This window comes from Desulfobaccales bacterium (genome assembly GCA_041648175.1).
Lineage (GTDB): Bacteria > Desulfobacterota > Desulfobaccia > Desulfobaccales > 0-14-0-80-60-11 > 0-14-0-80-60-11.
On sequence record JBAZPO010000012.1, the window covers coordinates 66,374 to 92,052 of the forward strand.

At 56.7% G+C, this 25,679-nt stretch carries 26 protein-coding genes and 1 tRNA gene; 18 read left to right on the forward strand and 9 right to left on the reverse strand.

What is annotated here, in order from left to right; translation table 11 throughout:
- The first annotated feature begins 80 nt into the window (after positions 1 to 80).
- The 9 genes from holB (at position 81) to WC600_12180 (ending at position 7,817) form a co-directional block, all read left to right on the forward strand.
- Entirely contained in the window at positions 81 to 1,148 is a 1,068-nt protein-coding gene (holB, locus tag WC600_12140; protein MFA4903479.1) for a DNA polymerase III subunit delta', read from the forward strand.
- Complete coding sequence (locus WC600_12145) at positions 1,145 to 1,984, forward strand: stage 0 sporulation family protein (GenBank protein MFA4903480.1); 840 nt, start codon at positions 1,145 to 1,147, stop codon at positions 1,982 to 1,984. The genes holB and WC600_12145 overlap by 4 nt, the downstream gene beginning before the upstream one ends.
- A 190-nt stretch (positions 1,985 to 2,174) precedes the next feature.
- Positions 2,175 to 2,879 carry a hypothetical protein gene (locus WC600_12150; protein MFA4903481.1) on the forward strand — a complete coding sequence of 235 codons (705 nt, stop codon included), beginning with the start codon at positions 2,175 to 2,177 and terminating at the stop codon, positions 2,877 to 2,879.
- A 104-nt stretch (positions 2,880 to 2,983) separates the two neighbouring features.
- On the forward strand, positions 2,984 to 3,643 hold the full coding sequence (locus WC600_12155; GenBank protein ID MFA4903482.1) for a hypothetical protein: 660 nt from the start codon (positions 2,984 to 2,986) through the stop codon (positions 3,641 to 3,643).
- Positions 3,644 to 3,668: 25 nt separating this feature from the next.
- Complete coding sequence (locus tag WC600_12160) at positions 3,669 to 5,018, forward strand: YihY/virulence factor BrkB family protein (GenBank protein ID MFA4903483.1); 1,350 nt, start codon at positions 3,669 to 3,671, stop codon at positions 5,016 to 5,018.
- Positions 5,019 to 5,096: 78 nt separating this feature from the next.
- A complete protein-coding gene (locus tag WC600_12165) occupies positions 5,097 to 5,618 on the forward strand; it encodes a V4R domain-containing protein (GenBank protein MFA4903484.1) in 522 nt (173 codons plus the stop codon).
- A 32-nt stretch (positions 5,619 to 5,650) separates the two neighbouring features.
- On the forward strand, positions 5,651 to 6,964 hold the full coding sequence (locus WC600_12170) for an ATP-binding protein (protein MFA4903485.1): 1,314 nt from the start codon (positions 5,651 to 5,653) through the stop codon (positions 6,962 to 6,964).
- Between the two features lie 96 nt (positions 6,965 to 7,060).
- Positions 7,061 to 7,294: a YajD family HNH nuclease gene (locus WC600_12175; protein MFA4903486.1), complete on the forward strand. Its 234-nt coding sequence runs from the start codon at positions 7,061 to 7,063 to the stop codon at positions 7,292 to 7,294.
- Between the two features lie 85 nt (positions 7,295 to 7,379).
- A complete protein-coding gene (locus WC600_12180) occupies positions 7,380 to 7,817 on the forward strand; it encodes a tetratricopeptide repeat protein (GenBank protein ID MFA4903487.1) in 438 nt (145 codons plus the stop codon).
- Positions 7,818 to 7,833: 16 nt separating this feature from the next.
- On the opposite strand, the gene WC600_12185 is transcribed toward WC600_12180, so the two are convergent.
- From WC600_12185 to WC600_12200, 4 genes are all read right to left on the reverse strand, one after another.
- Positions 7,834 to 8,514 carry a tetratricopeptide repeat protein gene (locus WC600_12185; GenBank protein ID MFA4903488.1) on the reverse strand — a complete coding sequence of 227 codons (681 nt, stop codon included), beginning with the start codon at positions 8,512 to 8,514 and terminating at the stop codon, positions 7,834 to 7,836.
- Between the two features lie 140 nt (positions 8,515 to 8,654).
- Positions 8,655 to 9,122, reverse strand: coding sequence for a tRNA (adenosine(37)-N6)-threonylcarbamoyltransferase complex ATPase subunit type 1 TsaE (gene tsaE, locus WC600_12190; protein ID MFA4903489.1), 468 nt, complete (start codon positions 9,120 to 9,122; stop codon positions 8,655 to 8,657).
- Between the two features lie 460 nt (positions 9,123 to 9,582).
- Positions 9,583 to 10,044 carry a CBS domain-containing protein gene (locus WC600_12195; protein ID MFA4903490.1) on the reverse strand — a complete coding sequence of 154 codons (462 nt, stop codon included), beginning with the start codon at positions 10,042 to 10,044 and terminating at the stop codon, positions 9,583 to 9,585.
- The gene (locus WC600_12200; GenBank protein MFA4903491.1) at positions 10,020 to 11,615 is read right to left on the reverse strand and encodes an NAD(P)H-hydrate dehydratase; all 1,596 of its coding nucleotides are present in this window, start codon (positions 11,613 to 11,615) and stop codon (positions 10,020 to 10,022) included. Before WC600_12200 ends, WC600_12195 begins: the two co-directional genes overlap by 25 nt.
- Positions 11,616 to 12,005: 390 nt before the next feature.
- On the opposite strand from WC600_12200, the gene hisH reads away from it, so the two are divergent.
- From hisH to WC600_12235, 7 genes are all read left to right on the forward strand, one after another.
- Positions 12,006 to 12,626: an imidazole glycerol phosphate synthase subunit HisH gene (hisH, locus tag WC600_12205; protein MFA4903492.1), complete on the forward strand. Its 621-nt coding sequence runs from the start codon at positions 12,006 to 12,008 to the stop codon at positions 12,624 to 12,626.
- Positions 12,616 to 13,395 (forward strand): imidazole glycerol phosphate synthase subunit HisF, encoded by a 780-nt coding sequence (gene hisF / locus WC600_12210; GenBank protein ID MFA4903493.1) that lies wholly within the window; start codon positions 12,616 to 12,618, stop codon positions 13,393 to 13,395. Before hisH ends, hisF begins: the two co-directional genes overlap by 11 nt.
- Positions 13,396 to 13,425: 30 nt before the next feature.
- A complete protein-coding gene (locus WC600_12215; GenBank protein ID MFA4903494.1) occupies positions 13,426 to 14,403 on the forward strand; it encodes an RNA polymerase factor sigma-32 in 978 nt (325 codons plus the stop codon).
- Positions 14,404 to 14,446: 43 nt separating this feature from the next.
- Positions 14,447 to 16,210 carry a tetratricopeptide repeat protein gene (locus tag WC600_12220; protein MFA4903495.1) on the forward strand — a complete coding sequence of 588 codons (1,764 nt, stop codon included), beginning with the start codon at positions 14,447 to 14,449 and terminating at the stop codon, positions 16,208 to 16,210.
- Positions 16,207 to 16,992: a hypothetical protein gene (locus WC600_12225; GenBank protein ID MFA4903496.1), complete on the forward strand. Its 786-nt coding sequence runs from the start codon at positions 16,207 to 16,209 to the stop codon at positions 16,990 to 16,992. The genes WC600_12220 and WC600_12225 overlap by 4 nt, the downstream gene beginning before the upstream one ends.
- Before the next feature lie 157 nt (positions 16,993 to 17,149).
- Entirely contained in the window at positions 17,150 to 17,620 is a 471-nt protein-coding gene (locus WC600_12230) for a Mut7-C RNAse domain-containing protein (protein ID MFA4903497.1), read from the forward strand.
- 196 nt (positions 17,621 to 17,816) lie between these two features.
- Complete coding sequence (locus tag WC600_12235) at positions 17,817 to 18,197, forward strand: hypothetical protein (GenBank protein ID MFA4903498.1); 381 nt, start codon at positions 17,817 to 17,819, stop codon at positions 18,195 to 18,197.
- A 100-nt stretch (positions 18,198 to 18,297) separates the two neighbouring features.
- Here WC600_12235 and WC600_12240 read toward each other — a convergent pair whose 3' ends face one another.
- The 3 genes from WC600_12240 to fusA form a co-directional block, all read right to left on the reverse strand.
- Positions 18,298 to 18,789 carry a MogA/MoaB family molybdenum cofactor biosynthesis protein gene (locus WC600_12240; GenBank protein MFA4903499.1) on the reverse strand — a complete coding sequence of 164 codons (492 nt, stop codon included), beginning with the start codon at positions 18,787 to 18,789 and terminating at the stop codon, positions 18,298 to 18,300.
- On the reverse strand, positions 18,758 to 19,240 hold the full coding sequence (locus tag WC600_12245) for an MOSC domain-containing protein (GenBank protein MFA4903500.1): 483 nt from the start codon (positions 19,238 to 19,240) through the stop codon (positions 18,758 to 18,760). The genes WC600_12240 and WC600_12245 overlap by 32 nt, the downstream gene beginning before the upstream one ends.
- Positions 19,241 to 19,376: 136 nt before the next feature.
- Positions 19,377 to 21,452 (reverse strand): elongation factor G, encoded by a 2,076-nt coding sequence (gene fusA / locus WC600_12250; protein MFA4903501.1) that lies wholly within the window; start codon positions 21,450 to 21,452, stop codon positions 19,377 to 19,379.
- 212 nt (positions 21,453 to 21,664) lie between these two features.
- On the opposite strand from fusA, the gene WC600_12255 reads away from it, so the two are divergent.
- A tRNA-Pro gene (locus WC600_12255) sits at positions 21,665 to 21,741 on the forward strand.
- A gap of 334 nt (positions 21,742 to 22,075) precedes the next feature.
- Here WC600_12255 and WC600_12260 read toward each other — a convergent pair.
- On the reverse strand, positions 22,076 to 22,864 hold the full coding sequence (locus WC600_12260) for a L,D-transpeptidase (GenBank protein ID MFA4903502.1): 789 nt from the start codon (positions 22,862 to 22,864) through the stop codon (positions 22,076 to 22,078).
- Positions 22,865 to 23,278: 414 nt separating this feature from the next.
- Between WC600_12260 and WC600_12265 the strand changes: the two genes are divergently transcribed.
- Entirely contained in the window at positions 23,279 to 23,737 is a 459-nt protein-coding gene (locus WC600_12265; GenBank protein ID MFA4903503.1) for a putative metallopeptidase, read from the forward strand.
- Positions 23,738 to 23,847: 110 nt separating this feature from the next.
- Here the strand turns inward: WC600_12265 and WC600_12270 are convergent, their stop codons facing one another.
- Positions 23,848 to 25,269 carry a sensor domain-containing diguanylate cyclase gene (locus WC600_12270; protein ID MFA4903504.1) on the reverse strand — a complete coding sequence of 474 codons (1,422 nt, stop codon included), beginning with the start codon at positions 25,267 to 25,269 and terminating at the stop codon, positions 23,848 to 23,850.
- Positions 25,270 to 25,679: the final 410 nt, after the last annotated feature.

Consider the following 25,679-nt stretch of genomic DNA (forward strand, 5'->3'; position numbering starts at 1 on the left):
ACCGTTCCCAAGTGCAACTTGGGAACGAGAATCGAAATTAACCGTTCCCAAGCAGGAGCTTGGGAACGAGAATAGAATTTATGGCAACACCTAAGAAAGATCAGGTAGCCGCGACCCCGCCGCCGGAGCCCGGCCTCAGGTTTTTCCGGGAGATTCTGGGGCAGGATTGGGTCGTGTCACATCTCAAGGGCGCTATGGCCGCGGGGCGGCTGGCCCATGCCTATCTGTTCCTGGGGCCGGCGGGGGTGGGCAAGGCCACGACGGCCCGGGCCATGGCCGCAGCCTTGAACTGCGCTGCGCCTGCGGCAGATGGGGACGCCTGCGGGGAATGCCCATCGTGTAAGCGCATGAATGCGGGCACCCATCCCGATTTTTTGATGATCAGCCCGGAAGAGGCGAAGGCCCAGATCAAGATCGAGGTGATTCGGGAACTGCGCCGCCTGACGGATTATCCTCCCTTGGGGGGAGGCTGGCGGGTGGTGTTGATTAATCCGGCGGAAGCCTTGAGCGCCTTAAACGACGCGGCGGCCAACGCTTTGTTAAAAACTTTGGAGGAGCCTCCTCCCCGGCACCTGTTGGTGCTTACCGCCCGGGGCGAAGCGGACCTGCTGCCCACTATCGTTTCGCGGTGCCACAAGCTAGCCTTTGCGCCTTTGCCGACGGCCCTGATTATTCGGGAACTTGAAAACCGGCGGGGCCTGCCCTCGTCCCAGGCGGCCCTGGTGGCTGCCTTGAGCAGCGGTTCTCTGGGCCGGGCCTTAACTCTGGACCCGGAGGAGCTGGTCAAACAGCGGGACCAGGTCCTGGCGGACTTGGGCCGTTTTCAGCAAGGTTCGGCTACAGTGGTCCTGGAATGGGCCCAGCGTCTGGCCAAGAATCGGTCGGACCTGGATAACTTTCTCTTGCTGGCCCAACTCTGGTATCGGGACCTGTTGCTGGCCCATTTCCAGGCCCCTGGCGAACTTTACGCCCACCAAGACCTCCTGCCGGCGCTCAAGCGCGAGCAGGCTATAGGCGCGCCTCAAACCTGGTTCGCCAACTTCACGGCCTTAAGTCAGGCCCAGCGCCAGTTCCAGGCCAACCTCAACCCGGAATTGACCCTGGATATCCTGGGCTTCAAGCTTGCAGCGCCAAGGGGACCATCATGACCCTCGCTAAAATTTGTCTCGGTCCCGGTAACCAATGCTGCCTGGCGGACCCGGGGCCTCTCGCCCTCAAAGCCCAAGACCGGGTGGTGGTGGAACATGAAACCGGCCTGAAGCTGGGCACCGTGGTGGGCGTCTATGCTGACGTCGATCCCCAGATGGGCTCGACCCAACTGAAGACCGTGGTGCGGCTGGCCACCTTGGAAGACCTGGACCAGGAAGAAAAAAACCGGCTGCTGGAAGAGCGGGCCCTGCAATTTTGCCAGAAACGGGTGGAGAGCCACCGGCTGCCGATCTACCTGGTGAAGGTGGAATGTCTGTTTGACGCCTCCAAAGTCGTCTTCTTTTTCACGGCCCCCGGGCGGGTGGACTTTCGGGAACTGGTCAAGGACCTGGTCCAGGAATTCCGCACCCGCATCGAATTGCGCCAGATCGGGGTGCGCCACCGGGCCAAGATGGTGGGTGGTCTGGGCATCTGCGGGCGAGGCCTGTGCTGCGCCCACTTTCTCCGGGATTTCGAGCCGGTGAGCGTGCGCATGGCCAAAGAACAACAGCTCAGCCTCAACCCCAACAAAATCTCCGGCATCTGCGGCCGCCTGATGTGCTGCCTCACCTACGAGTACTCCTCGTACCAGGAACTCAGGAAGTCCCTGCCCAAGGTGGGGAAACGCCTCCAGGCCCCCGAAGGGGAAGGCAAAATCATCCGCTACAATTTTATCCGGGAAACCGTGACTTTAGAGATGGAAGACAGGCGGGAGGTGGAATTTACTTTCGTGGAACTGGGTATCGGCGACAGCGGGTCGGCAGTGGTGGTGGCGGTGGCGGAACCCGAGGAATAGCAAGATTCTCCCGGTGCTTAAGTTCCTTAGCTAATTTTTTTCAAAGTCACCCCTCACCCTAGCCCTCTCCCCTCAAAGGGGAGAGGGGATAAAACAGAAGCAGCCTTTGGCGAGTTCCAAGTTGCGTTAAGTTGCGCAATCGAGTGATCGGGTTGCCCTGATCTCCGGGCTTTTGCAGAAGAGGGCCGAGATGGACGAAGTCGATAGGACCCTGGACGCTTTAAGGGTCCAGATCAAGAAAGAAATTGTCGACAATTATTTTGCCGACCGGGTCTACCTGGAAGAGGATACGGAACTCCTGCACCAGGAAGTCCAGAGTTACGTTAAGGACCTGGACATTTTGCGCAAACGGTTTATGGCTCTGTACCATGCCTTGGGCTCCAAGGAGGCCTGCGTCCTGCTGATGGATGTTTTGAAAATCGAGGCCTGGCCGTTTTATCCGGAGTACTGCGACCTCTCGTCCCAGGGGCAATTGGACCTGCTTAGAGATTGCCGGCCCCGCGGCCTCACCGCTTACCGCCGCTTCCGCAATCTGATTTTTGACCTATACGAACGTCTGCAGCAGGAAAGCGTCAAGCTTAGCGAGGCTTACGCCAAAATCCAGACTCACCTGAAACTCCTCAACGAAGATATCAACAAGTATAATCTCTCCTATGATTTTGGCCTGATTGCAGCCCAGATCGAGGCCATGGATGGCGGCCGGGACGAATCCATGTGCGGGGGCCTGTTGGCCCCGGAACGGGAGGAGCTTTCCACCCGCATGCGTTTCAAGCGCCAGAAGTTGACCGACGAGGAACTGCCGCCGGTGGCGGCCCTACCGCCCCTGAAGGAGATCCAGAGGAAACTGGACAGCCTGGCAGGAAAAATTTATCTGCCGGAATTCTGTTGCGGATAAGCCAGTTGCGCTTTTAACAACTTTAAACCTCCGCATCCTTAAACCGTTGTAAGGACAAGTCAGGTTGGGAGCACCGCGGCTAAAAACCAAAGGAGGGTAAAACCATGATGAGCAGGGTCATGCGTTTCCTGGCTATCGCCGTGATCGGCTGCGGCCTTTTAGGCTGCGCCAATTATTATAGCGTCAAGGTCAACGGCTACACCGGCCCCGGCGCCACCGGGGAGATCAAGTCCGGGGGCACCTTTTTTGTCATGGAAAACAAGGAGGCCAAGAATCCTCTGTTGGAGCAGGAAATCAGGGATAAAATCACGCGGCTCCTTCAAATACGAGGCTATCCTGTCACCACTAAATTCGATAAGGCCGATTATTACCTGTTCTTCAGCTATGGCATGGGCGAGCCGAAGAGCGTCACCGTAGTCACGCCGGATTACGGCTGGGGCTGGGGCGGTGGCGTGGGGTTCGGCGGCCCAGGCTGGTACTCCATGAGTGGGCCTTGGGTGAGCTATGCGCCGTCAGCGACATCCACCATTTATGACCGCTGGCTCTTGATCAATGTAGTGGAAGGCCCCGCCTACCGGGCCAACAAGGAGTCGCGCCCGGTGTGGGTGGGGGAAGCCAAGAGCCTGGGGGCTTCCTCGGACCTCCGGGTGGTGCTTAACTATCTGCTGGTGGCGGATTTTCAAGAGTTCGGCAAGAATACCGGCAAGGCCATCACCGTGGATCTGAAGCAGGATGACCCCGCGGTTTTTTCCCTTACCCATTAACCGGGAAATCTAGACAGGATTTTCATTGGGCAAATTTGTAACCGAGTTGCGGGGTTTTTTCCGGCATCGCCTTTGGCAGGATGAAGGCCGGAGTCCCGGGAAGCTCCTGGCCCTGAAGTGCCTGCGGGTCCTGGTCCTGTCGGCTCGCGGCCTGATCCGCAACCAATCCCTGGTGCGCGCCTCGTCGTTGGCCTACGCCACCATTTTAGGCTTTATCCCTTTATTCGCCCTGCTTTTTGCCATCTTACAGGCCATCGGCGTCCCGCGCCTGATCGCGACCTACACCCTGGAGCACCTGGCGCCGGGGTCCCGGCAATTCGCCACCCAGATCCTGGAATACATCGAAGCCACCAAGGTGACCTCCCTGGGGGTCTTCGGAGTGGTAGCGCTGCTCCTGGACCTGGTGATCGTCATGACTAACGTGGAGAAAGCCTTCAACAAAACGTGGCAGGTCTCCCGAACCCGCCCCTGGAGCCGCAAGGTCAGCGATTACCTCAGCATCTTTCTGATCTTCCCCATCCTGATGGCTGCAGCCCTGTCGTTTTCCACCTCCTTATGGGGGATTCAACACATCATCCAGGTCTTGTCCGGCATCATGCCGGCCATCTTCTTTACCGCCACCCGTTGGCTGGTTTCCCTGGGCCTGCTGTGGTTTGCCTTTATCTTTATCTATCTGGTCATGCCCAACACCCGGGTTAAGTTATGGTCCGCCGTGCTGGGGGGCGTTATCGGGGGCACTGTCTGGCAGGTGGCCCAGTGGATCTTTACCGCCATTCAAGGCGGCGCGGCCTACTATAATGCCATTTATGGGGCCTTGTATAATCTCCTTTTCCTGTTCATCTGGATGTTTTGGTGCTGGCTTATTCTCTTGTTCGGAACTGAGGTTGCCTTCGCCCACCAGAACCTGGACTATCTCACCGATAAGCAACGGCAGCCTATCCCACCCCCGGAGCCGGTGGACGAATACCTTTGCCTGGCTGCGCTGGTGAGTATCGGGGCCAGGTTCCGGCAGCGGCAGCCTCTGCTCTCTCTGAACGAACTGAGCCGGATACTGCCCCGAGGCGACAACACAGTTCATCAGGTTACCAAAGCGCTCCAGGATTGTAATTTGGTGGTGGAGGTGGTACCGGACCGGCCGAAATCCTCCCCCCGGTTCATGCCCAACCTACCCCTGGATAAGGTTACGGTCAAGGAGGTATTGGAGTGCCTGCGGGCATCCCGGGGCACGACCTTGGCAGTCGAGCCCCGCCTGGTAAAGGTTCTGCAACCTCTGCTGGAGAACTCTTGTCCCGCCGGCTGGCAGACCCTCACCGTCCAGAGCCTGGTAGAGTCTTTTATTGAGGACGGAGCACAGGCGGAGAAAAATTTGGGTTAAATGGCACGATAATTACCAAACCCCGCGCCGGTTGAGCCGGTGTTGTGATAATGTGTCAACGAATTCAGGGGGAAGGCGATGACGCCCAAGCGCAAGTATCACTTTTATTGGGGATTATTAGGGAACCTGGAATTAGGCAGGCCCAATCTCGGACCCACCTCCCGATTAGAAGTCTACCGTCTCATGCAATTTACCTTGCGAGATGTCCTGGAACAACACGTGGGCACCGATAAGGCCGATCTGGTTTTTTATGAGGCGGGCAGACTGGCGGGTAGCCAATTTTATCAGAACCTGCTGGGTCAGGTGGCTGATTTCGATGCCTTCATCAAGCTCATCCAGAGCACCTTCAAAGAATTGGGCATCGGCATCTTTCGGGTGGAACAGGCCGATCTCGACACGAACTCTTTCGTCTTTACGGTCTCCGAAGACCTGGACTGTTCCGGCCTGCCGGAACTGGACTACGAAATTTGCACCTATGATGAAGGGTTTATCGCGGGCTTGTTAGAGAGCTTTTTGGGAAAGGGCTTTGTGGTGAAAGAGGTGGACTGCTGGTGCACCGGGGATCGCACCTGCCGGTTTACCGCCAAGGCGGTGGATTAGTCTGGCTCCAAACCCAGGAGAAGTAGTACGCTATGAACAAGGAGAGCCTGGTCGAACTCAGGCGTCAGCTTGACGCCGCGATAAACTCCGAGACCTCCGAGGGCTACGCCGGCCTGGCGCCAGGGCTGGCTGAAGCTTTGCGGCGACTGGACCCATCGCCTACTTCTGCTGCACCCGCCGATGCTTTGGAACCTGCCCTTAAGGCCCTGGAAGATGCCTGGCTCAAAGGTTTCGCCCCCACTGCCCCCTTGCCGGGGAGGCCGGAACAGCAAGCGCGGCTTGCCCGGTTGCTTACCGATGTGCTGGCGGTGCAAGACTTTGCCCGCTCTTTGGCGAAAGGGGATTTGTCGCCGACATTGAAATCCAAAGGCGCGATGGCCGGCGGCCTCAAATCGTTGCAGGCCAGCCTGCGCCATGTCACCTGGCAAACCCAGATGATCGCCAAAGGCGATTTCAGTCAACACATCGACTTTATGGGGGAATTTTCCGAATCCTTTAATGCCATGACCCGGAACCTGGCTGCGGCTCGGGATGAACTCCAACGCCACGGGGAAGAATTGGCCCAAGCCAATGCCAGCCTCAAGAGCGAGATTGCCGAGCGGAAGTCCGCCGAAAACCGCATCCAAGACCTTAATTGCCAGTTGAAACAGAAAGTTGCCGACTTGGAGGCAGCCAATCAGGACATGGAAGCCTTCAGCTATTCGATCTCCCATGACCTGCGGGCTCCCTTGCGGGCCATCGCGGGCTATGCCCGGATATTCAGAGAGGACCACGGCCACCGTCTCGATGCGGAAAGTCTGCGGCTACTCACGGTGATCTCCGACAACGCCCGGCTCATGGGCAAGCTTATTGACGATATCCTGGCCTTTGCCCGATTCGGCCGGCAGGAGGTTAAGAAAACCGATATCGACATGACGGCCCTGAGCCAAACCGTTTGTGCGGAGCTCAAGGGGTGGGAACGCAAACGGGAGGTGCGTCTTACCCTGAAGGAAATGCCGCCGGCATATGGGGACCAGACCCTGATTCGCCAGGTTTTGGTGAATCTTTTGACCAATGCCCTCAAATTCACCGAGCCCAAAGCAGACGCTACCATTGCTTTAGGGGGATGGAGTACGGGGGCTGAAACGGTTTATTCAGTCACGGATAACGGGGTCGGGTTTGACATGAAGTATGTGGACAAGTTATTCAACGTGTTCCAAAGATTGCACCTGAGTTCCGAATTTGAGGGGACTGGGGTGGGTCTGGCCATTGTTCAAAAAATTATTCACCGGCATGGCGGCCGGGTTTGGGCCGAAGGGCAGGTAAATGAAGGGGCCAGCTTTTATTTCTCTCTGCCCCAGGCTTAAAACCCGTTTTGCGTTTTTGGTTTTTGGTTTTTCGTTAAAATAGGTCGAAATTGCGTTAAGTTGTATGAGTTGACGCATGGGAGGAGATTGAACGCCATGAAACCACCCGCCGACTACCGGGAACGCTCTTTGAAGATCCACGGGATGATTTGCGCCAAGTGCGGCCGGGAATTCACCCAGCGAAACCGGAAGCTCTTGACGGTGCATCACAAGGACGGCAATCACTTAAATAATCCCTTGGATGGCTCCAATTGGGAAAATCTCTGCGTCTATTGCCATGAAGACGAACACAGCCGGAAGCTTTTGGGGGATTATCTCAATAAGGAATAAGCGTGAGGTTAGGCGGCCCCCTACCCTATCCCGAACTTGCAACAAGGATAAGTTCAAATCACCACGAATAATCCGGGGAGTAAGCATGAAACCGAAATCTTGGCAGATAGTCTGCATGGCGGCGGTGCTAGGCTTGGCCCTCACCGGACCGGCATGGACTCAGGTTGACGCGGCTCTCACCAAGAAGATGGTGGAGAGCTACGACTTGCTGGAGGCAGGCAAACTGGCTCAGGCCCAGGAACTTTACGATGAGATTCTGAAAAAGGACCCGGGCAATCCTCTGGCCTTGAATAATCTGGGGGCTATTAAGGTCAAAGAGCACAAATATCCAGAGGCCTTAAAATACCTGGAACAGGCCCTGCCTCGGGCTCAAGGGTATAAGATCAACGTCAACCAGGTGTGCGCCGTGGACGGTATCTGTCTGGCCTTCCGCCCCTTGCAGGAGGTTTACGGAGACACGGAGCTCACGCCCCTGATCAAATTCAATATCGATATGGTCAAGGCCCGGCTGGCTACCCGGTAATCGATATCGGCCCCGGTTATTTCTTGGCTGCAGCCTCCGCCGCGGCCAGTTTTTCCTGGAGGTACGAGGCCATGGCAGCGTCCGGGGGCTTTTCCAAGAGCTTGCGCCAGTAGACTGCGGCCTGTCCGGGGTCTTTGGCCTGGTCGTAAAGCATGGCCACCCTGCTTATAACCTCGTTCCGCATGGGGCCAACAGACTGCTCCACCAAAGGCTTCAACACTTCGGCCGCCTTTTTGTAATTGCCCATACCTTCGTAGCAATAACTGAGACTTTCGGTAATCAGGAAATCCCAGCCCGGGTCGCGGCCATCCAGGAGCGATTCATAGGCCTGGGCGGCTTCGCTGTACAACTGGAGATTGTAGAGGAGGTTGCCCCGGAGGAGTTGCGCTTCCCGGGCCGCTGGAGTGCCGGGATGTTCCTTGATAAATTTTTCCAGGTCGGTGGCTGCGGCCACGGCAGGGATATTGAGGTCGATCTTGGGGGTCACCTGGGTCAAGGCTACGGCGGCCTTTTCGTCCCGGCTGGCCTGCATCCTGGCCTTGATGCCCCAGGCGCCCAGGCCCAAGGCGATCACTACCACTGCCAACACCAGCCACTTCGCATATGGTTTCAGCCGTTCCAACCGGAGCTCGGCCCAGTCCCTCAATCCTTCGGGGCTGTCAATGACTACGCGGTGCTTGGGGGTTATTTTAGCCATGTGGGTCTCCTGAATATTTTTGTGTCTAACATAAATGAGTGAGTTCATATAAAAAACAAATTGCCATTGTCTCGTATGGGGGACCTGCGTGTCCCCCATAAGGGCGCACACGCAGGTGCGCCCCTACAATTGGACTAATCTTAGGTATTCGCCAACTCCCGCACCAGTTCACAACCACGCTCGCCGTGGCCGGTGAAGGTGAAGCGGCGGTCGTTTACGCCGGTGACTTCCAGGTCGACTTCCAGGTAATCGCCGGGGAGCAAGGGGGCCAATCGCTTCGCCCATTCCACCGCCACCACCTGGTCGCCGGAGAGGTATTCCTCCAGGTCCGGGAGCAACTCCGGCGGGAGGTCTTCCAGGCGGTAGAGGTCCAGGTGCACCAGGGTCAGGCGGCCGGGATACTCATGCACCAGGGCGAAACTGGGGCTGGCGACCAGATCGGGCGGTATTTCCAGACCCTCAGCCAGGCCGTGGACAAACTCGGTCTTGCCGCTGCCCAACTCGCCGTTTAAGGCCACCACATCCCCCGGGGCCAAAAGCGCTCCGAGCCGGGCCGCGAGGGCGCGGGTGTCTTCGGGACTGTGGCTGACCCGATGGTATAGCCTCATTTCCATATCACCTGAATTCGAATAATATCCTGTAAGTCCGGGGATAAACGGAAAAGCCAAAATCCCCCTAAATCCAATGCTGTTCACTTAAGCATTGGCGATTTCTGATCGGCTGTAGGGGCGGGGTTTCCCCGCCCAACCCGTGGCACATTTAAGCCAGGGGCGGGGAGACCCCGCCCCTACAATTGTTTAAGTGAACAGCATTGCCCCTAAATCCCCCTTTTCAAAGGGGGACTTTCAAAGCACCCCACTCTGCTCTGAAAATGAATCTCGTAGGGCGCGTCTTACGCGCCAAAAATGGTGCGTGAGACGCACCCTACTTTAATTTTCATGGTTTTGAGTGTTCCCTTGGAACATGAATGGCTCGTTAAGAAGGATCGGGAGATTTTCCCGAAATTGCGGTGAAGCCTGCTTCTGCACAGGAGAGACGCCTGTGCCACCAGGTGAGCGCAATTTCGCTTCACACGCCGGGTTCTTGGGCCATGGCCCGGACCAGGTCCATCTTGCCGATGATGCCCACGAGCTTCGTCCCTTCCACTACCGGAATGGTGTGCACCTTTTGTTTGGCCATGAGGGCCGCGACCTTGGAAACCGGCGTGTCCGGGGCCACGGTGACGGGGTTCTCGGTCATACAGTCGCCCACCGTGGTGCCCAGCATTTTTTCCACTTTGTGAAAGAGGTGGGAGGGAATCTGGAGATAAATATGGAAGTCCAGGATGTTGATGGCAGGGGGCAACTCCAGGTCCCGGGCCCGCTCCACCAGGTCGCTCTGGGTGATGACCCCCACCAGGCGGCCGTCTTGGTCTACCACGGGCACGCCGCCGATTTTGCGGTTTTCCAACAGCTTGGACAACTCCGAGATGGAGGTCTCGGGGCCGACCGTGAGGACGTCAATGGTCATGATATTACGCGCTTGTAGCATATATCTTCCTCTGTCAGGGGTATTTGTCCCTGCATGAATTCTGCCAACATGGAGGGAAACACGGTTAACAAGTCGCCGGCGATCATCCCCCGGGGACCGTAGCGGCTGACAAAATAATCGGCGGCCAGGCCGTGGAGATAGACACCCAGGCGGGCCGCATCCCAGGGAGTCAGGCCCTGGGCCAGGAATCCGCCGATGAGGCCGGTGAGCACATCTCCTGTGCCGCCGCTGGCCAGGGCTGGATTGCCCGTGGGGTTGAGGCTGACACGGCCATCTGCTGCCGCCACCAGGGTCTGGACCCCTTTGAGCACCAGGGTAATGCCGAATTTAGCCGCGGTTTCCCGGGCCAGATCCAGACGCCGGGCCTGCACTTCCGGGACGGACAACCCCAGCAACCGGGCCATCTCGCCGGGGTGAGGGGTGAGCAGCCGGGGGCCCGCGGCGTCTTTTAAACAAGAACTATCCGCGGCCAGGTTGTTGATGCCGTCGGCGTCGATGACCATGGCCTGGGGTAAGTCATGGGCCAGCCGGCAGACCAGTTCCCGGGTCTCCGGGTGGGTGCCCAGACCCGGCCCGATAGCCAGGGTAAAATTCTCCCCCAGGAAATCCCGGATCGGCCCCAAGGCCGTTTTTCCCAAGGCCCGGACGCCCACGGCCTCGGGCAGGGGCACGGTCATGGCTTCGGTGAGCTTCACCTCCATAATATCGTTGAGGCTGGCTGGAATCCCAAGGGTTACCAGCCCGGCCCCGGCCCGGAGTGCGGCCTCGGACGACAGGGTGGCAGCCCCGGTTTTGCCCTCAGAGCCCGCCAGAACCAGGAGATGTCCGAAGGTCCCTTTGTTGCTGCCGAAGGGCCGGGACGGTAAGAGCGCCCGCAGGTCCGAGGCCTCGGCCAGTTCCAGGTTCACGTCCCGGGCAAGATCCGGCGGAATGCTGATATCCACCTGCCAGAGGCGGCCCACATAATCCCGGCCCGGCGGCACGATTTGGCCCAGTTTGGGCCAGCCGTAGGTCACGGTGACGTGAGCTTTCAGGGCCACCCCCAGCACCTCGCCGGTATCGGCGGAAAGCCCGGTGGGGATATCCACCGCCAACACCGGCGCCCGCAGGTGATTGAGGCGCTCGATCAAATCGGCCATTAAGCCTTGGACCGGGGAGTTGAGGCCGGTGCCCAAAAGCGCGTCCACGATGAGGCCGGCTTTGGCCAGGCGATGGATGACGGGGTTTAAGTCGGCATCGGTGAGGACTTCTTCGACCATAACCCCCAGGTGAGCCAGAATATCCAGGTTAACCCGGGCATCGCCGCGCACCTGAGCCCGCTCCCCCAAAAGAAATACGGCCACCGGGAGGCCGGCATTGGCCAGGCAGCGGGCCACGACAAAGCCGTCGCCGCCGTTGTTGCCTCGTCCGGCCACCACCGCCACTTCCCCCTCAAGGGCAGGAAATTCCCGCCTAAGAATCTGGTAGGTGGTCCGCCCGGCATTTTCCATGAGGACCAGGGAAGGGATGCCAATATCCTGGATGGCCCGGCGGTCCAACTCCCGCATCTGGGATGCCGTCACGAGTTTCATGTTTTAACCTTGGCTTGAATTTTGGGTTTTAAGATAACACAGCGGTGGGGGTAAATCCAGGTTTGGGAGGTAGTTGTCAGCTTTCAGCCAATACAGGGAATTGCAGAAAATGGAGGTATGGAGAGGTGAAAAACTGCCTCGCAACAACCCGTATCTTCAATACAGTCGCTACGCCTAGACCATGCACAGGCGAGACGCCTGTGCCACCAATTCTGAGTAAGATGCACCTGGAGCGATTCATTTTTTTTCCTGGCTGAAAGCTGAAGGCTGACCGCTGATAGCTTCTTCATGAAAAGACGGCCCGGCGCGGGGGATAATCATGTTGACGCAGGGCTTTTGGATTGATAAATTTTACAGTGTAGAAATCGTCTGTTCAATATCAAGGCAACTGTGATCATCATCATCGATTATCATGCCGGCAACCTCACCAGCGTGGTCCGGTCTTTCAAGGCCCTGGGGGTGGAGGGCACGGTGACCCGGGACCCGGCGGTGGTGGCAATGGCGAGCCGCGTCGTTTTTCCAGGGGTCGGAGCGGCCGGCAAGGCTATGGCGACGCTTAAGGAATTGGGTCTGGATCAGGCCCTGCGCCAGAGTTTTGCCCGGGGCATTCCCATCCTGGGTATCTGTTTGGGGGCGCAAATCATCCTAGAGGCCAGTGACGAAAACGACACCACCTGCCTGGGCCTGCTGCCAGGCCGCACCCGGTTACTACCCAAAACCGAGAATCTGAAGATCCCCCACATGGGCTGGAACCGAGTGCGCTTTCTCAAGGATCACCCGGTATTTAAGAATTTACCGCAAGGCGCCGAATACTATTTTGTGCACAGCTACTATCCGAACCCGGCTCAGGCGAACATGGTTCTGGGCGTGACAGATCACGGCGGGGAATTTCCCAGCGCCATTGGTTGGCGCAACCTGGTGGCAACTCAGTTTCACCCGGAGAAAAGCGGCCGCTTTGGGCTACAGATCCTCGAAAACTTCCTGGCCTGGGACGGTTTAAGTGCTGAGTAAACGGATCATTCCCTGCCTGGACGTCCGGGATGGCCGGACCACCAAGGGCATAAAATTTAAGAACAATGTGGATATCGGCGATCCGGTGGCCATGGCCCGGCTCTACTATGAAGCCGGGGCCGATGAACTGGTGTTCTACGATATTACCGCTTCCAGTGACCGCCGCAACATCATGATCGATGTGGTGAGGCGTGTGGCCGCGGAGATCCTCATCCCCTTTTCGGTGGGGGGCGGTATCCGTAATTTGGGCGATATGCGGGACGTGCTCCTGGCCGGGGCCGAAAAGGTGAGCGTCAACAGCGCCGCCATTCTTGACCCCCCGCTGATTACCAAAGGGGCCGAGGCCTTCGGCAGCCAGTGCATTGTTTTAGGCATGGATGTAAAGAAGGTCACCCCCTCCCCTACCATCCCTTCGGGGTATGAAATGGTGATTCACGGCGGGCGCACCCCCATGGGGATCGATGCCCTCTGGTGGGCCCAGGAAGCGGTTCGGCTGGGGGCCGGGGAGATTTGCCTCAACTCCATCGATGCTGACGGCACCCAGGCGGGTTATGAGCTGACTCTCACCCGGATGATCTCGGAGGCCGTGCCCATTCCGGTGATAGCTTCAGGCGGCGCCGGCACTCCCGACCACCTCCGGGAGGTTCTCACTGAGGGACGGGCGGATGCGGCGCTCATTGCTTCCATGGTCCATTACGGCACCTATACTATTGCGGGCATTAAAGAGTATCTGAACCAGCACCATATCCCCGTTCGCCTGGTCTGGTAAGAGCCTTAACCTGACCCAAGAAGGATGCCATTGAAAGATCAGTTCGACAGGAACTTTGCTGAACAGCCGGAAGAGCTGCCAGAGATTCTAGAGCCCGAGATCGAAGCGGACCATGAAGAAGAAGCTGAAGCAGCTTTACCGATCCCCAGCGATCTCGACCTGGTGCAACGCTACATCAGGGAGGCCAACCGGTTTGCCCTGCTGACCCCGGAGGAGGAAAAAGCCCTCACCACTTTTTTCCATGAGAGCGGCGATAAGGAAACCGGCTCCCGGCTAATCACCAGTAACCTGAGGCTGGTGATCAAGATTGCCCTGGAGTTCCAGAAATACTGGATGAAAAACTTGCTGGACCTGATCCAGGAAGGCAACATCGGTCTCATGCACGCCATCAAGAAGTTCGACCCCTACCGGGGCATCAAGCTGTCCTATTATGCTTCCTTCTGGATTAAGGCGTACATCCTCAAGTTCATCATGGATAACTGGAAGCTGGTGAAGATCGGCACTACCCAGTCCCAGCGCAAACTTTTTTACAACTTGAAGCGGGAAAAAGAGAAGCTTCGGGCCCAGGGATTTGAGCCGGGCCCCAAACTCCTGGCCGACGCCTTGAACGTGCGGGAGGAAGAAGTTATCGAGATGGACCAGCGCCTGGGAGGATGGGAGCTGTCCCTGGACGCGCCTTTAAAAGACGGGTCCGACGAGTATCACAAGAATTTCTTGCCGGCCACCGACCCCCACGTGGAAGAAGTGTTGGCCCAAGCGGAATTGAAAGGTATGTTCCGCCGGAAGTTGGAAGAGTTTCGCCACGAACTTAATGAGAAAGAACTGGATATTTTGGACCTGCGCCTGTTGGCTGAAAAGCCCATGACCTTGCAGGAGATCGGGGCTCGCCACCACATCTCCCGGGAGCGGGTGCGTCAGATCGAAGACCGCCTCATTAAAAGATTGCGGCAGCATCTCAAGAATGAAATCGCTGATTGGGAAGATTATCGGACCCCTATAGGAGATTAGGTTCCTTTGGGGGCATCTCCTGGAAAAATTTATAGAATATCCAATGTCAAAAGTGATCGGTTTTTTATCTAGTAATAAATCCTGGCTGCGGCTGCGGCCTTGGGGGATTCTGGGGCTGTGCGTGTGCCTGATGACGGGCTGCGCCTCCCTGGGCAAAGTGACAGCCCTGGCGACCGGAGGCGGAACATCGCCGGAAACGTCGAAGAGTCAGTCATATTATCACTTTCTCAAGGCCCAACAACTGCTGGTGGCCGATGACGTGGCCGGGGCCATCCAGGAATATAAGATAGCCCTGGAAAATGATCCTGATTCTCCGTACCTGGAGATGGAGCTGGCCGCCCTCTACCAACGCCAGGGTGATGTCAAAGAAGCCCTGGCCCATGCCCAAAAATCCATCCAATTAGACCCCAAACAGCAAGAAGCCTATTTCCTCCTGGCCGGCCTCCACGTGGGTCTGAACCAGTTGGATGATGCTACCCGGGAATACGAGCGTATTTTGCGGTTAGATCCGGATAACCGGGAAGCCCGTCTCTTTTTAGCCACCCTCTATGCCCAGCAGCGGCGCTATCCCCAAGCCATTCATGCCATCCAGGAACTTTTGCGGTTGGACCCCCAACTGGTAGTGGGTTACTACTATCTGGGGCGCATCTACCTGGAAACTGATCGTCTGGCGGATGCGAAAAAGGAATTCATGCGGGTCCTCACCATGGATCCCCAATTCGTGCCGGCGATGTTCGATCTGGGGTCCACCCTGGAGCGGGAGCGCCAGTACAGCCGCGCCCTGGCCATATATCGCCGCATCATCAACCTGCAACCCCGCAATAGCCGGGCCTGGGCCAGTATCGGCCGCCTGTATCTGATCATGAACCGTTACGGTGAGGCCCAGAAGGTCTTTCATAAAATCCAAGACCTGGAGAAGAATGACCCGGCCACAAATTTTAACATCGCCCTTATCTGCCTGGAGCAGAAGCTGCCGGACGACGCCATCCGGCTCTTCCGCCCACTCTTGAGCCACCCCCGCTACGAAAATCGGGCTCGCTATTTCATCGGCATGGCCATGGAGGAAAAGGGTGATCTGAAGGCGGCTATCCGTGAATACCAACTGGTAGAGCGGCATTCCGAACATTTCGTCCAGTCCCGGCTGCGGATGGCTTACCTCAATTTTCAGATGGGCGACAAAGAAAAGGCCCGGCAGATCCTCAATGAACTTCAGACCCTGGCCCCCAATCAGGAAGAGGTTTATCTTACCAAGTCTTACTTTTTTGAAGAAGATAACCAGTGGGACCGAGCCATCCAAGCCCTCAAGGCAGGGCTCGACAAGGTGGAGCGGCCGGCGGAAATTCATTTCCGTTTGGCGGTGCTCTATGAAAAACAGAATAAGCGCGACGACAGTATCGAACAGATCAAGAAAGTCCTGGAATTGGACCCCAACAATCCCGATGCCCAAAATTTTCTCGGTTACACCTATGCCGAGAAGGGCATAAATCTCGATGAGGCGGAACGGTTGATCCGAGAGGCCTTGCGGGCCAAACCCAACAGCGGCCAGATCATTGACAGCCTGGGGTGGGTCTTGTATAAGAAGGGCCAATATGCCAAAGCGGTGGCCGAGCTGGAGCGGGCTCACCACATCATGCCTCAGGACAGCACCGTGGCAGAACATTTAGGGGATGCCTATTTCCAGCAGAAGCGTTACCGGGATGCCTTGCGTATCTATCGTCGGGCCCTGGCCATGGAGAATGCCAACAAATCTGAATTGAACAAAAAAATTAATCAGTTGGAAACTCTCCTGAAGGAACGAGCCCATTGAAGCGGAACCTCTTCTGGCCGGCGTTGCTGATTCTCCTCCTGCTGGGGGGGTGCCGGGCTCTGCCGCCGTCTCCGCCGCCGGTGACGGGAATCTCCTCTGAAGAGTTACTCTTGCGCCTCAGGTCCCGGCAGCAGCACGTCCAGTCCTTTCAGGCTAAAGGCCGTATCACCTATTTGTCCCCCAAGCAGAATTATTCGGGCACGGCCCTGCTCATCGGTCGCCTGCCAGCCAGTCTTAAGGTGAATATCCTGGATTTCCTGGGCCGCACCATCTTAAGCTTCGCCACGGACGGCACCGAAGTCAAGATACTGTCCCCCCATGAAAACAAGCTCTTGCGCGGCCCGGCCACTCCCGGGAATTTGGCCGCGTTCATTCCCCCCACGGTCAGTCTGCCTCAGACCTTGCGCCTGCTGGTAGGAGCCTTGCCTTTAAGCCCCGGCCCCCCGGACCGCTTTGACTACGAGAGCGCCACGGGCCGCTACCGGCTGGAATGGGGCCAGGGCGGCAAACTTCAGGAACGTCTCTGGGTAGATGCTCAGGGGCTCTATCCGGTGGCCGAGGAGTGGTTCGGCGGCGCGGCAGAACCGCGTTTTACGGCGGAACTTGCCGACTTCGGCGCCTTGACCCCCGATCTCCCCGAAAAAATTACCCTGAAGACCACCACGCCGAAGATGGAACTGCGCCTGGTCTATCGAGACCTCAAGCTCAATCCGCCTTTAACCCCGGCCGAGTTAACCCTGACGCCGCCGCCCGGCGTGACTGAGGTTTCCTTGGGGAAGTAGGTGGCTTTCAGCGGTCAGCCGTCAGCTTTCAGCTAAAGAACCAAATGGCCAGGAGCAATATCTTGCTTCAATCTTTATCCCCTCTCCCCCAATGGGGGAGAGGGTTAGGGTGAGGGGGAAGTAATCTTCTTTCAAGCAATTAAAGGCTTATAACTTTATGAAATTCCTGGTGGATCAGCCTCTGGGCGGCTTGGCCAAGTGGCTGCGCTTTTGCGGCTTTGACGCCAGCCTGGTGCGCCTGGCCGCGGATCAGCCTCAGGGCTGGCCACCGCCCCAACCCCAGATTCACATTTTGACTCGCCAGAAAAATTGCGAACGCCTCAAGCGCCCCGACCTTCTGGTCCTGGCCGCGGGTGAGCCCGAAGCCCAGTTGGAAGAGGTCATGCGGCGCCTGCACATCTCGCCCCGCCACCTCAACCCCTTGAGCCGCTGTAGCCACTGCAACGAGCCCTTAATCCCGCTCGACCGGGATCTGGTCCAAGGCCGGGTTCCAGAGCATGTCTTCCATTACCAACGGCAGTTCTCGGAGTGCCCCCGGTGTCACCGGGTCTATTGGCCCGGCAGCCACATCAGGGGCATCACCAAAACCCTGCGGGAGAAGCTGGAAAAATTAGCCACCGAGACTTGAGGGAGAACCGTATGGTTTCATGAGGAAATTTTCCTATTTTCCTTAGTGGCTTGGCTTGCACCTGAATCAACAATTCTTATATTAAATTCAGTTTGATGCCCGGATTTAGTCAGGAGGCCTCACCACCTTCGCTTAAGCCCGCAGAGTTCCAGATGATTCTGGGTCATCCACCACCACCGTGCCGCAGGAGGTGTCTATGAATGGGGACTTGAAGGAAAAGGCCGCCACCGGTCTCAAAAAAACTTGGTGCAGCTCCTGGACTTTCGCGCTCAATACCGGGCGACGGATCAAGATTCTGGGTCGTAAAGGGCTGAGGTATTGGCAGCAGAGAAAAATTAATAAGGCCATGGCGGCGTTGGGGGTCAAAACCTTTCAGGCCCTGGAGCGGGGGGAGGGCAACCCCTTGGTCGCGCCCGAAGTCAATGCCGCGGTGCAAAAAGCCAAGGATTTGAAGTACGTTAGAGAAAAGAACGAGCTAGCCATCCAGGCTATCCGGGAAAGGATTCAGTCGTCGTGCGTCTTTGCCACCCCCGACCAGCCGGGCGCCATGGAAGAAAATCCTGAAGTGCCAAGTTGAGAAAAGCGGTCAGCAGTTAGGGGGCAGCAAGAATTAGAAAATTGATGAACGCCGTCAAAATGTAGGGACGGGTTTTAAACCCGCCCCTACAGTCTTCCCTTCAAGGCGCGCCGCACTCTGCCGGGCTGCCTTTGAGCTTTTCCAGGGCGTGGGGCAGGGCCTGCGCCACTGCGGCCAGATTTTCCCGGGCACCCTTGGGGCTGCCGGGGAGATTGATGATCAGGGTGCTGCCTCGGATCACCGCCACCCCCCGGGAAAGCATAGCATGAGGGGTTATCGCCAGGCCCGCAGCCCGCATGGCCTCGGGGATTCCCGGCACCAGGCGCTGGGCCACGGTAAGCGTGGCTTCCGGCGTCGTGTCCCGGGGGCTTAAGCCGGTGCCGCCGGTGGTCAGGATCAAATCGAGGTTGTCATCATCGCTCCAAGATACAAGTTGAGCCGCGATGACGTCGGGCTCATCGGGCACTACTTGATAAGCGGCCACCGTAAAGCACCGGGAGTCCAACTGGCGGCCCAGCTCGGCTCCCGCGGTATCCTCCCGCTCCCCGGCGTGCCCCTTATCACTGACCGTCAGTATGCCCACCCTGAACATCCGTCACCTCGATCACATCGCCCGGCTTAACCACGCCTTCGCTGAGCACCCGGACAAAAACCCCTTCTTTGGGCATGACGCAGTCACCTACCAACTGCCGGATGGCGCAGCCTTTGTGGCAGGTCTTACCGATCTGGGTAATTTCCAACTCGACTTCGCCAACTTTCAACCGGGTCCCTACCGGCAGGGTCATGACTTCAAGCCCTTCAATGGTGAGATTTTCGGCGAAATCGCCGGGCTTGACGTTGGCCCCTGCGGCCACCATTTTATTGATGCTATCCAGTGACAACAGGCTGACCTGGCGAATGCCCCCTTCGGCATGGGCGTCGCCTTCCAGGCCGTGTTCCACCAGCAGCCGAGCCTGTGGCACGTTGTGCTTGACCACGCCTTTGCGGTCGCTGACGGAGACTGCGTGGATACGGCCGTGGAGTTTCTTTGATGAGTTTGACATAATAAAAAGATGAGGGTGCCGGGGCGGACACCAGGTCCGCCCCTACAGTAGGCTGGAAGGGGGCTATCAAGGAAGACAGGGGAACCACAAGCGAAACGCCTGTGCCACTAACCCCCCTAAATCCCTGACCCCTGCTTTATTCCTTCTCCTGGGCCGCCCTGGCTTCGGCGATAATCTTTTCCGCCAGGTGGGGCGGAACCTCGTCGTAGTGATCGAATTCCATCTCGTAGGTGCCCCGGCCACCGGTCTTAGAGATCAAATCCGGGGCATAGAGCAGCACTTCGGTCATGGGCACGTGCGCGGTGATTACCTGATAGCGCCCCTCGGCTTCCACGCCCAGGACCCGGCCGCGGCGTCCGTTGAGGTCACCGATGATATCCCCCATGTTCTCTTCCGGCACCGTCACCGTCATCTTCATAACGGGTTCCAGAATAGTGGGGTGGGCCTGCTCCATGCCCTTCTTGAAGCCCATGGACCCGGCGATTTTGAAGGCCATGTCCGAAGAATCAACATCGTGGAAGGACCCGTCGTAAAGAGACACCCGGAAGTCTACCACTGGGAAACCGGCCAGGATGCCGGTATTCTTGGCTTCGGCAATGCCTTTTTCCACCGAGGGGATGTACTGCCGGGGGATGGCGCCGCCGACGATCCTGTCGACGAACTCAAAGCCGCTACCCTTGGGTAAAGGCTCCATTTCCAGCCAGGTATCGCCGTATTGGCCCCGGCCGCCGGACTGGCGTTTATATTTGCCCTGGACCTTAACGGTGCCCTTGATGGTCTCCCGATACGGCACTTTGGGGGACTTCAGATTGACTTCCACTCCGAACTTGCGTTTCAGCTTTTCGGCGGTGGCTTCGATATGGACCGAACCGACGCCGGACAGCAGGATTTCCTTGGTTTCGGCGTTGCGGGTCAGGGCCAGAGAAGGGTCTTCTTCGATGAGCTTGGAAAACGCGGAGAAGACCTTGTCCTCTTCTCCCTGCTTCTTGGGCTCCAACGCAAAGGTGACCATGGGCCGGGATGGCGCAATGGCCGGGAGGACAAGAGGCTTGGCCTCGGAAGTCAGGGTATCGCCGGTGACCGTTTCCTTGAGTTTGGCCACGGCCCCAAAGGCCCCGGGACCGAGGCTGGGCACGGCCTTTTGGCCCTTGCCTTCGAGCAGGAAAAGCTGGCCGAAACGTTCCGGAACGGCCCGGTTGGCATTGAGGACCGTAGAGTCAGCGGTCATGGTGCCGGAGTAAATGCGAAAGATGGATAGGCGGCCGGCGTAGGGGTCGGCCACGGTCTTGAAGACCTGAGCGGCCAGGGGACCATCCGGGTCCGGCTCCAGGGCGACTTCCGCTTTGGTGGTGGGATGCTGTCCCTCAACCAGACCCCGGTCCTCGGGGGCGGGGAGATAAAGATTAATGGCGTCAAGCAGTTGGGGGCAGCCCAGGCTGGTCGCCCCGCACAGAACCGGGACAAAGTTGCCTTTCAAGGTCCCAACCCGCAGCCCCTGGTAGATCTCCTCGGGAGTGAGTTCCCCTTCTTCCAGGAATTTTTCGATCAGGGCATCGTCACTTTCCGCGGCAAAATTGAGCAGGTCGCTGCGCAATGCTTCCACTTCATCTTTCATGTCGTCGGGGATGGGACCCGCTTCCTGTTTGGCGCCACCGCCGGACGACAGGTAAGCCTTCTGACTGATTAAATCCACTACGCCCTTGAAATCGGCTTCCCGACCGATGGGAAGCAGGATGGGCACGGCCTGGACTTCCAACACGTCCCGGATTTCCTTGAGGACCCGCTGAAAATCGGCCCGTTCACGATCCATCTTACTAATGAAGACCAAGCGGGGCAGACTGTATTGGTTGGCCGTCAGCCAAACTTTTTCGGTGCCCACTTTGACGCCGTCCACCGCGTCCACCACGACCACGGCGGCGTCACTCACATGGAGGTTGGCCCGGGTATCGGACAGGAAATTGTCGTCACCGGGGGTGTCGGCCAGATAAACCGTGTGCTTTTTCCACTGATAATGGTGAAAAGCGCTGGAGATAGTAATTTTGCGCTTGATTTCTTCAGGCTCGTGATCGAGGACGGAACTGCCGTCATCGACTTTACCCAGCCGGGAAGTGGCCCCCGCCCCAAAGAGGAGGGCCTCGGCCAGGGAGGTTTTGCCGCAGCCTCCATGGCCGATTAATACTAAGTTACGGATCTGTGTGGTTTTGCCGGACATCAAACTCTCCCTCCCCTCAAGGTTGCCTCCCCGGTTCATCTATCAGACCGGGGCAACCTTTTAAAATTAACAGGTTTATCATGAAATCTCAACCGCTTTTACACAGTCTTTCTGGGTCTACGGGGGTGATGCAGAGAGAAATTTACGGCCATGGAGAGAAATTGCCCAGGGAATTGACAGGGAAAATTCTAGTTGATATAGTTTGAAGTTGTCGGGACGTGGCGCAGACTGGTAGCGCACCTGAATGGGGTTCAGGGGGTCGGAGGTTCAAATCCTCTCGTCCCGACCATAATTTTAAAATTATCTTGATGGGTTAACGTTCGCGAGACCGTTAACCTTTTTGTTTTTTTAGGAGAAAAGCTCGGGCAGCCGAGGGCGGCTACCCACACGAGACTTTCGTAGAGGTTTCGAAGTATCTATGCGGTGTCATTGAGGAGGGACGACTGATAAGAAAGAATGGGCTCATTCGATCAGCAGGCAGATCAAAGCAGCGGTGGGGGCAGGGTCTCCCCGCCTGTCTTAAAAGGGCATTTACTGGGCGGGGAAACCTCGCCCCTACAGCCAAATAGAAGTCAGCAAGGCTTAATTGAACAGCTTCACCTTTTCGTCATCCTGCCACGGCCTTAACGACAAAAAGGTGCGGGGTAGATAGCTTGCTCCACCTTGGGAGTATCGATAATCCGGCCTGGAGTGCCAACTTCCACCAAGTTATACAACTGCTCGGCATCGCCGATGGGCAGACGGATGCAGCCGGCGGAGTCGGCTTTACCGGGCAGAACCCCGCCGTGGATGTAATACGGCCCCTTGAGGTGCAAGCCCCACGGCATCCACGACTCATAGATGTTGGACCAATGATTCTCATCCTTGCCTTCGACTTGAAAATCGAACAGCGGCGTCCGTTGGTCCTCAGCCCCCGCGGATATGGGAAATACCCGCTGCAGATCGCCTTTGGAATAGAGCCCCAGAAAGCCCTTGCCGATATCCACCAGGAGGTATGCTTCATAGCTTTCCAGGGATGAGTCGGTGGCGGGGAAAATTTCCGGGACCCTGCGAAGATCCAGGGGGATCTTCAAGGTGTCGGCTGCGATGGAGTTGGGTTGCAGGGTCTTGGTCTTGATATAAGATGGATTGAGGGCGTTAAAAAAGCCGAGCCGGTTGCGGCAACGGGTGAAATCATTATTGAGAGTGGGGAGGCGCCGGCAGATGGCAGTAATGGAAGAGTCCGGTGGAATGGCGATCTCGACGAAAGGTACGCCGTAAGCCACACCTGAGTCGACCACCTCGAGTCCGGAGTTCTTCAACTCTTCGCAAAAATGACTGTAATCTTCCTCCTGTCCCCAGGCGGCGCCAGGCCCGGCGAACAGGCATAACAAAGCGAAAAAACACGTTAAGATGCGTGGCCAATTTTTCATATATTGCCCGGAGCAGAAAAATAATTTCATTCACTCCCACCCCAGCCCTCCCCCATCAAGGGGGAGGGAGGCAGCGGTGCCCAAGCAAAGCTTGGGCGGAAATTGGCGTTCCCAAGCTGGAGTTTGGGAACGAGAGCGTAAAAACGAGATTCTTCGCTGCGCTCAGAATGACAATCTCAGCCCAAGCGGTTTTAAAATGGCCTTTAGGCTCAATATGCTTGGAGCCTCACTATTTCTGCCGCTGGAGGTCGGTCCAATTGAGGCAGCTCCCCCGGTCAACCCGGCGCAGGGCTGCCCTCTGAGATAATCTAGATGATATCCCTATGATTTTGAAATATCTCTTTGTATTTACCGGTCCCTCGTTTATATTTAATGGTTGTAATTTTGACGAATCATTAAAGGAGGAGGCGTATCATGAAGTATGAGCATGTTCCTGACCATATTATTGAAATGTATGAAAAAATCAGATCTCAACATTTCCCTCAGTTGGTAAATTCCAAAATTTTATTCCTGATTAACAAGAAAAAGATGGTACGTAAGGGTAATATTGTTCTCGGTAAAATGATGAAACCTTCGGAGCTGGTAAAATTCTTATCCAAAGATGAAGCTCCCGAAGATGGTTACGACTATATCATGCTTTTGGATAGTAAATTAATTACAAATTGCGATGATAGTGACATTGTGAGGGTCTTAAGACACGAATTGAGACATACCTTTTATGATTCCGATAGTCTTAATCCATACAAAATCATAGATCATGACTTCAGTGATTTTTATGATGAAGTTGAATTAAACAAAGATGATCCAGCCTGGGCTAAAAGAGTGTCTCAAACCGTGTCATTGATGTATGACCAGGAAAAAGATCAGAAATAAGCAGCTTAGCTCCCTAACCTTGTGACCGCGGGCGCACTCAGAGCTTTTGGAGATAGCGGGCTTGGCCGACGGCAAAACCCATGGCCGCCGGCTTCGACTACGGCACGGGCTCACTGACTCTTAGCTGCTAACACCACCCGATTGCGGCCTGCGGCCTTGGCGCGGTACATGGCCTCATCCGCGGCCTTGAGCACGTCATCAGTCGTCGTGCCATCCTTCGGGTAAACGGCCACTCCCATGGATATCGTGATCTTATCCAGGAGCTGTCCCCGATAATCCACCTGGAGGTTTGATACTCCCAGTCTGAACTGTTCGGCTCTCATCAGGGCAACGTCCAGGGAAACCTCCGGCATGATCAACACGAATTCTTCCCCCCCATACCGGCAGGCAATATCTCCGCCCCGGATGTGGGACTTAAGGAACCCCGCCAACGCCTGCAACAGGCGATCGCCGGCCTCATGACCAGAGGCATCATTAAGGCGTTTGAAGTGGTCAAGATCCAGCATCATGACCACTAAAGAGGTACCCTTGCGTTGGGCGCGCAGGATTTCCCTGTCCAGGGTCTCTACCAGATACCGGCGGTTAAAGAGGTCGGTAAGGGGATCATGGATGGCCTGATGGTGGAGAGTCTCTCTCAGGCTGATGTTGGCCAGGGCCAGGGATAATTGATCTTTTACGGTTTTGGCCAGAACTTTAAGTTGCTCAGACCCTCCTGCCGGAAGTTCGCCCGGCGCCTGCAAGCGTAACAACCCCAGGGTCCTCTCGTGGGTTTGCAAGGGCAGGCAGGCGGAGAAGCCTTCCAACCGGGAAAGGAGATGACAGCAGGCCATTTCCTCCTCAAGCCCCTCCCCAAAATAGAGTACTCCGTGCCGGATGGCCCAGCATTCATGTGGAGTAACGTCGTGGGCTTCCGGTCGAAGTGTCCCCCAAGAGGCCACCGCCTGCATCAACTGCTTATCGGAGTCGAGCATGAACAAGACTCCTGATGCTACGGGGAATAATTCTTGGACAAAATGCTCGATAGCAGGAACCGCCTCTTCCCAGGTGAAGCAGGTTTGGAGGGCATCAGACATTTTATTGATTAAGGTGATTTCTCGGTTGCGGGCTTGGAGATTGGCATTGAACTGCAATAACTCCGTTTCACGGCGCTCAATCTGACTCCGTGCTTCGGCCAGGCCGGTAATCATCTGGTTGAAGGATTCGGAGAACTCCCCCATAAAGTAGACACGCTGGCTGAAATCGCCCTTGGCGACCATCTGGGTTTGCCAGGCTAAATGCCGCAGGTTGGCCTGGAGGCTTTTCAAGCTTCCGGCCATCAGGCCCTTGGCTTCCAGACGTTGCGCCAGGTCTCCTTTAGACAACGCCAGGGAGAATTTCTGGACCATGACCACATCACTTAACAGCCTGGAAAGCCTGGCCTCAGCCTCCGGGTCTGGGAGTGCACCGGACAGCGCCACCCCCTCCGTCCAGGCGTTCTCAATGGCTTGAAGGGTGGTCCCCAGTTCATCCTTCGGTGCTGGCCGTTTCCTCATACACCCGCCTAACCTGAAGAGCAGTTAACGCTCAGTTGCTGCCGCCAGAATCTGAGTGTGGTGACGCGTTAGTCAAGAGACTGCGTGGTAAAGCGCCACATCGGCACAAAATTTCGCCTGTATGGTGCTCCAGCAGCATCATGACCGGGGCAACACCGCCACGCCAATATCATCCCTTCGCCTCGGAAACACTCAAGGACTGACTGGGGACAATTTGTATTCCTAAGAAGGTTAATTATTATAACAGCTTAATTGATACGGGCTGCAGGTTAGCGTCGATGCGGTAAAAATAATTGAACCAGGACCGAAACCCGTAAAGAGTAACATGCTGAAAAGACAACCTAATTCATGGGTCACGAGTTAGGCACGTTTTCTGCATATAGATTAATCAAATATGAACCTGAATTAAG

Coding starts and splice junctions, on each gene's coding strand:
- WC600_12220 (MFA4903495.1), top strand. CDS start 14,447: ATGTCAAAAGTGATCGGTTTTTTATCTAGTAATAAATCCTGGCTGCGG.
- WC600_12265 (MFA4903503.1), top strand. CDS start 23,279: ATGAAGTATGAGCATGTTCCTGACCATATTATTGAAATGTATGAAAAA.
- WC600_12240 (MFA4903499.1), bottom strand. CDS start 18,789: ATGTTCAGGGTGGGCATACTGACGGTCAGTGATAAGGGGCACGCCGGG.
- WC600_12230 (MFA4903497.1), top strand. CDS start 17,150: ATGAAATTCCTGGTGGATCAGCCTCTGGGCGGCTTGGCCAAGTGGCTG.
- WC600_12170 (MFA4903485.1), top strand. CDS start 5,651: ATGAACAAGGAGAGCCTGGTCGAACTCAGGCGTCAGCTTGACGCCGCG.
- WC600_12145 (MFA4903480.1), top strand. CDS start 1,145: ATGACCCTCGCTAAAATTTGTCTCGGTCCCGGTAACCAATGCTGCCTG.
- WC600_12195 (MFA4903490.1), bottom strand. CDS start 10,044: ATGCTACAAGCGCGTAATATCATGACCATTGACGTCCTCACGGTCGGC.
- WC600_12175 (MFA4903486.1), top strand. CDS start 7,061: ATGAAACCACCCGCCGACTACCGGGAACGCTCTTTGAAGATCCACGGG.
- tsaE (MFA4903489.1), bottom strand. CDS start 9,122: ATGAGGCTATACCATCGGGTCAGCCACAGTCCCGAAGACACCCGCGCC.
- WC600_12260 (MFA4903502.1), bottom strand. CDS start 22,864: ATGAAAAATTGGCCACGCATCTTAACGTGTTTTTTCGCTTTGTTATGC.
- WC600_12185 (MFA4903488.1), bottom strand. CDS start 8,514: ATGGCTAAAATAACCCCCAAGCACCGCGTAGTCATTGACAGCCCCGAA.
- WC600_12180 (MFA4903487.1), top strand. CDS start 7,380: ATGAAACCGAAATCTTGGCAGATAGTCTGCATGGCGGCGGTGCTAGGC.
- WC600_12150 (MFA4903481.1), top strand. CDS start 2,175: ATGGACGAAGTCGATAGGACCCTGGACGCTTTAAGGGTCCAGATCAAG.
- WC600_12155 (MFA4903482.1), top strand. CDS start 2,984: ATGATGAGCAGGGTCATGCGTTTCCTGGCTATCGCCGTGATCGGCTGC.
- WC600_12235 (MFA4903498.1), top strand. CDS start 17,817: ATGAATGGGGACTTGAAGGAAAAGGCCGCCACCGGTCTCAAAAAAACT.
- WC600_12270 (MFA4903504.1), bottom strand. CDS start 25,269: ATGAGGAAACGGCCAGCACCGAAGGATGAACTGGGGACCACCCTTCAA.
- WC600_12200 (MFA4903491.1), bottom strand. CDS start 11,615: ATGAAACTCGTGACGGCATCCCAGATGCGGGAGTTGGACCGCCGGGCC.
- fusA (MFA4903501.1), bottom strand. CDS start 21,452: ATGTCCGGCAAAACCACACAGATCCGTAACTTAGTATTAATCGGCCAT.
- holB (MFA4903479.1), top strand. CDS start 81: ATGGCAACACCTAAGAAAGATCAGGTAGCCGCGACCCCGCCGCCGGAG.
- WC600_12165 (MFA4903484.1), top strand. CDS start 5,097: ATGACGCCCAAGCGCAAGTATCACTTTTATTGGGGATTATTAGGGAAC.
- WC600_12245 (MFA4903500.1), bottom strand. CDS start 19,240: ATGTCAAACTCATCAAAGAAACTCCACGGCCGTATCCACGCAGTCTCC.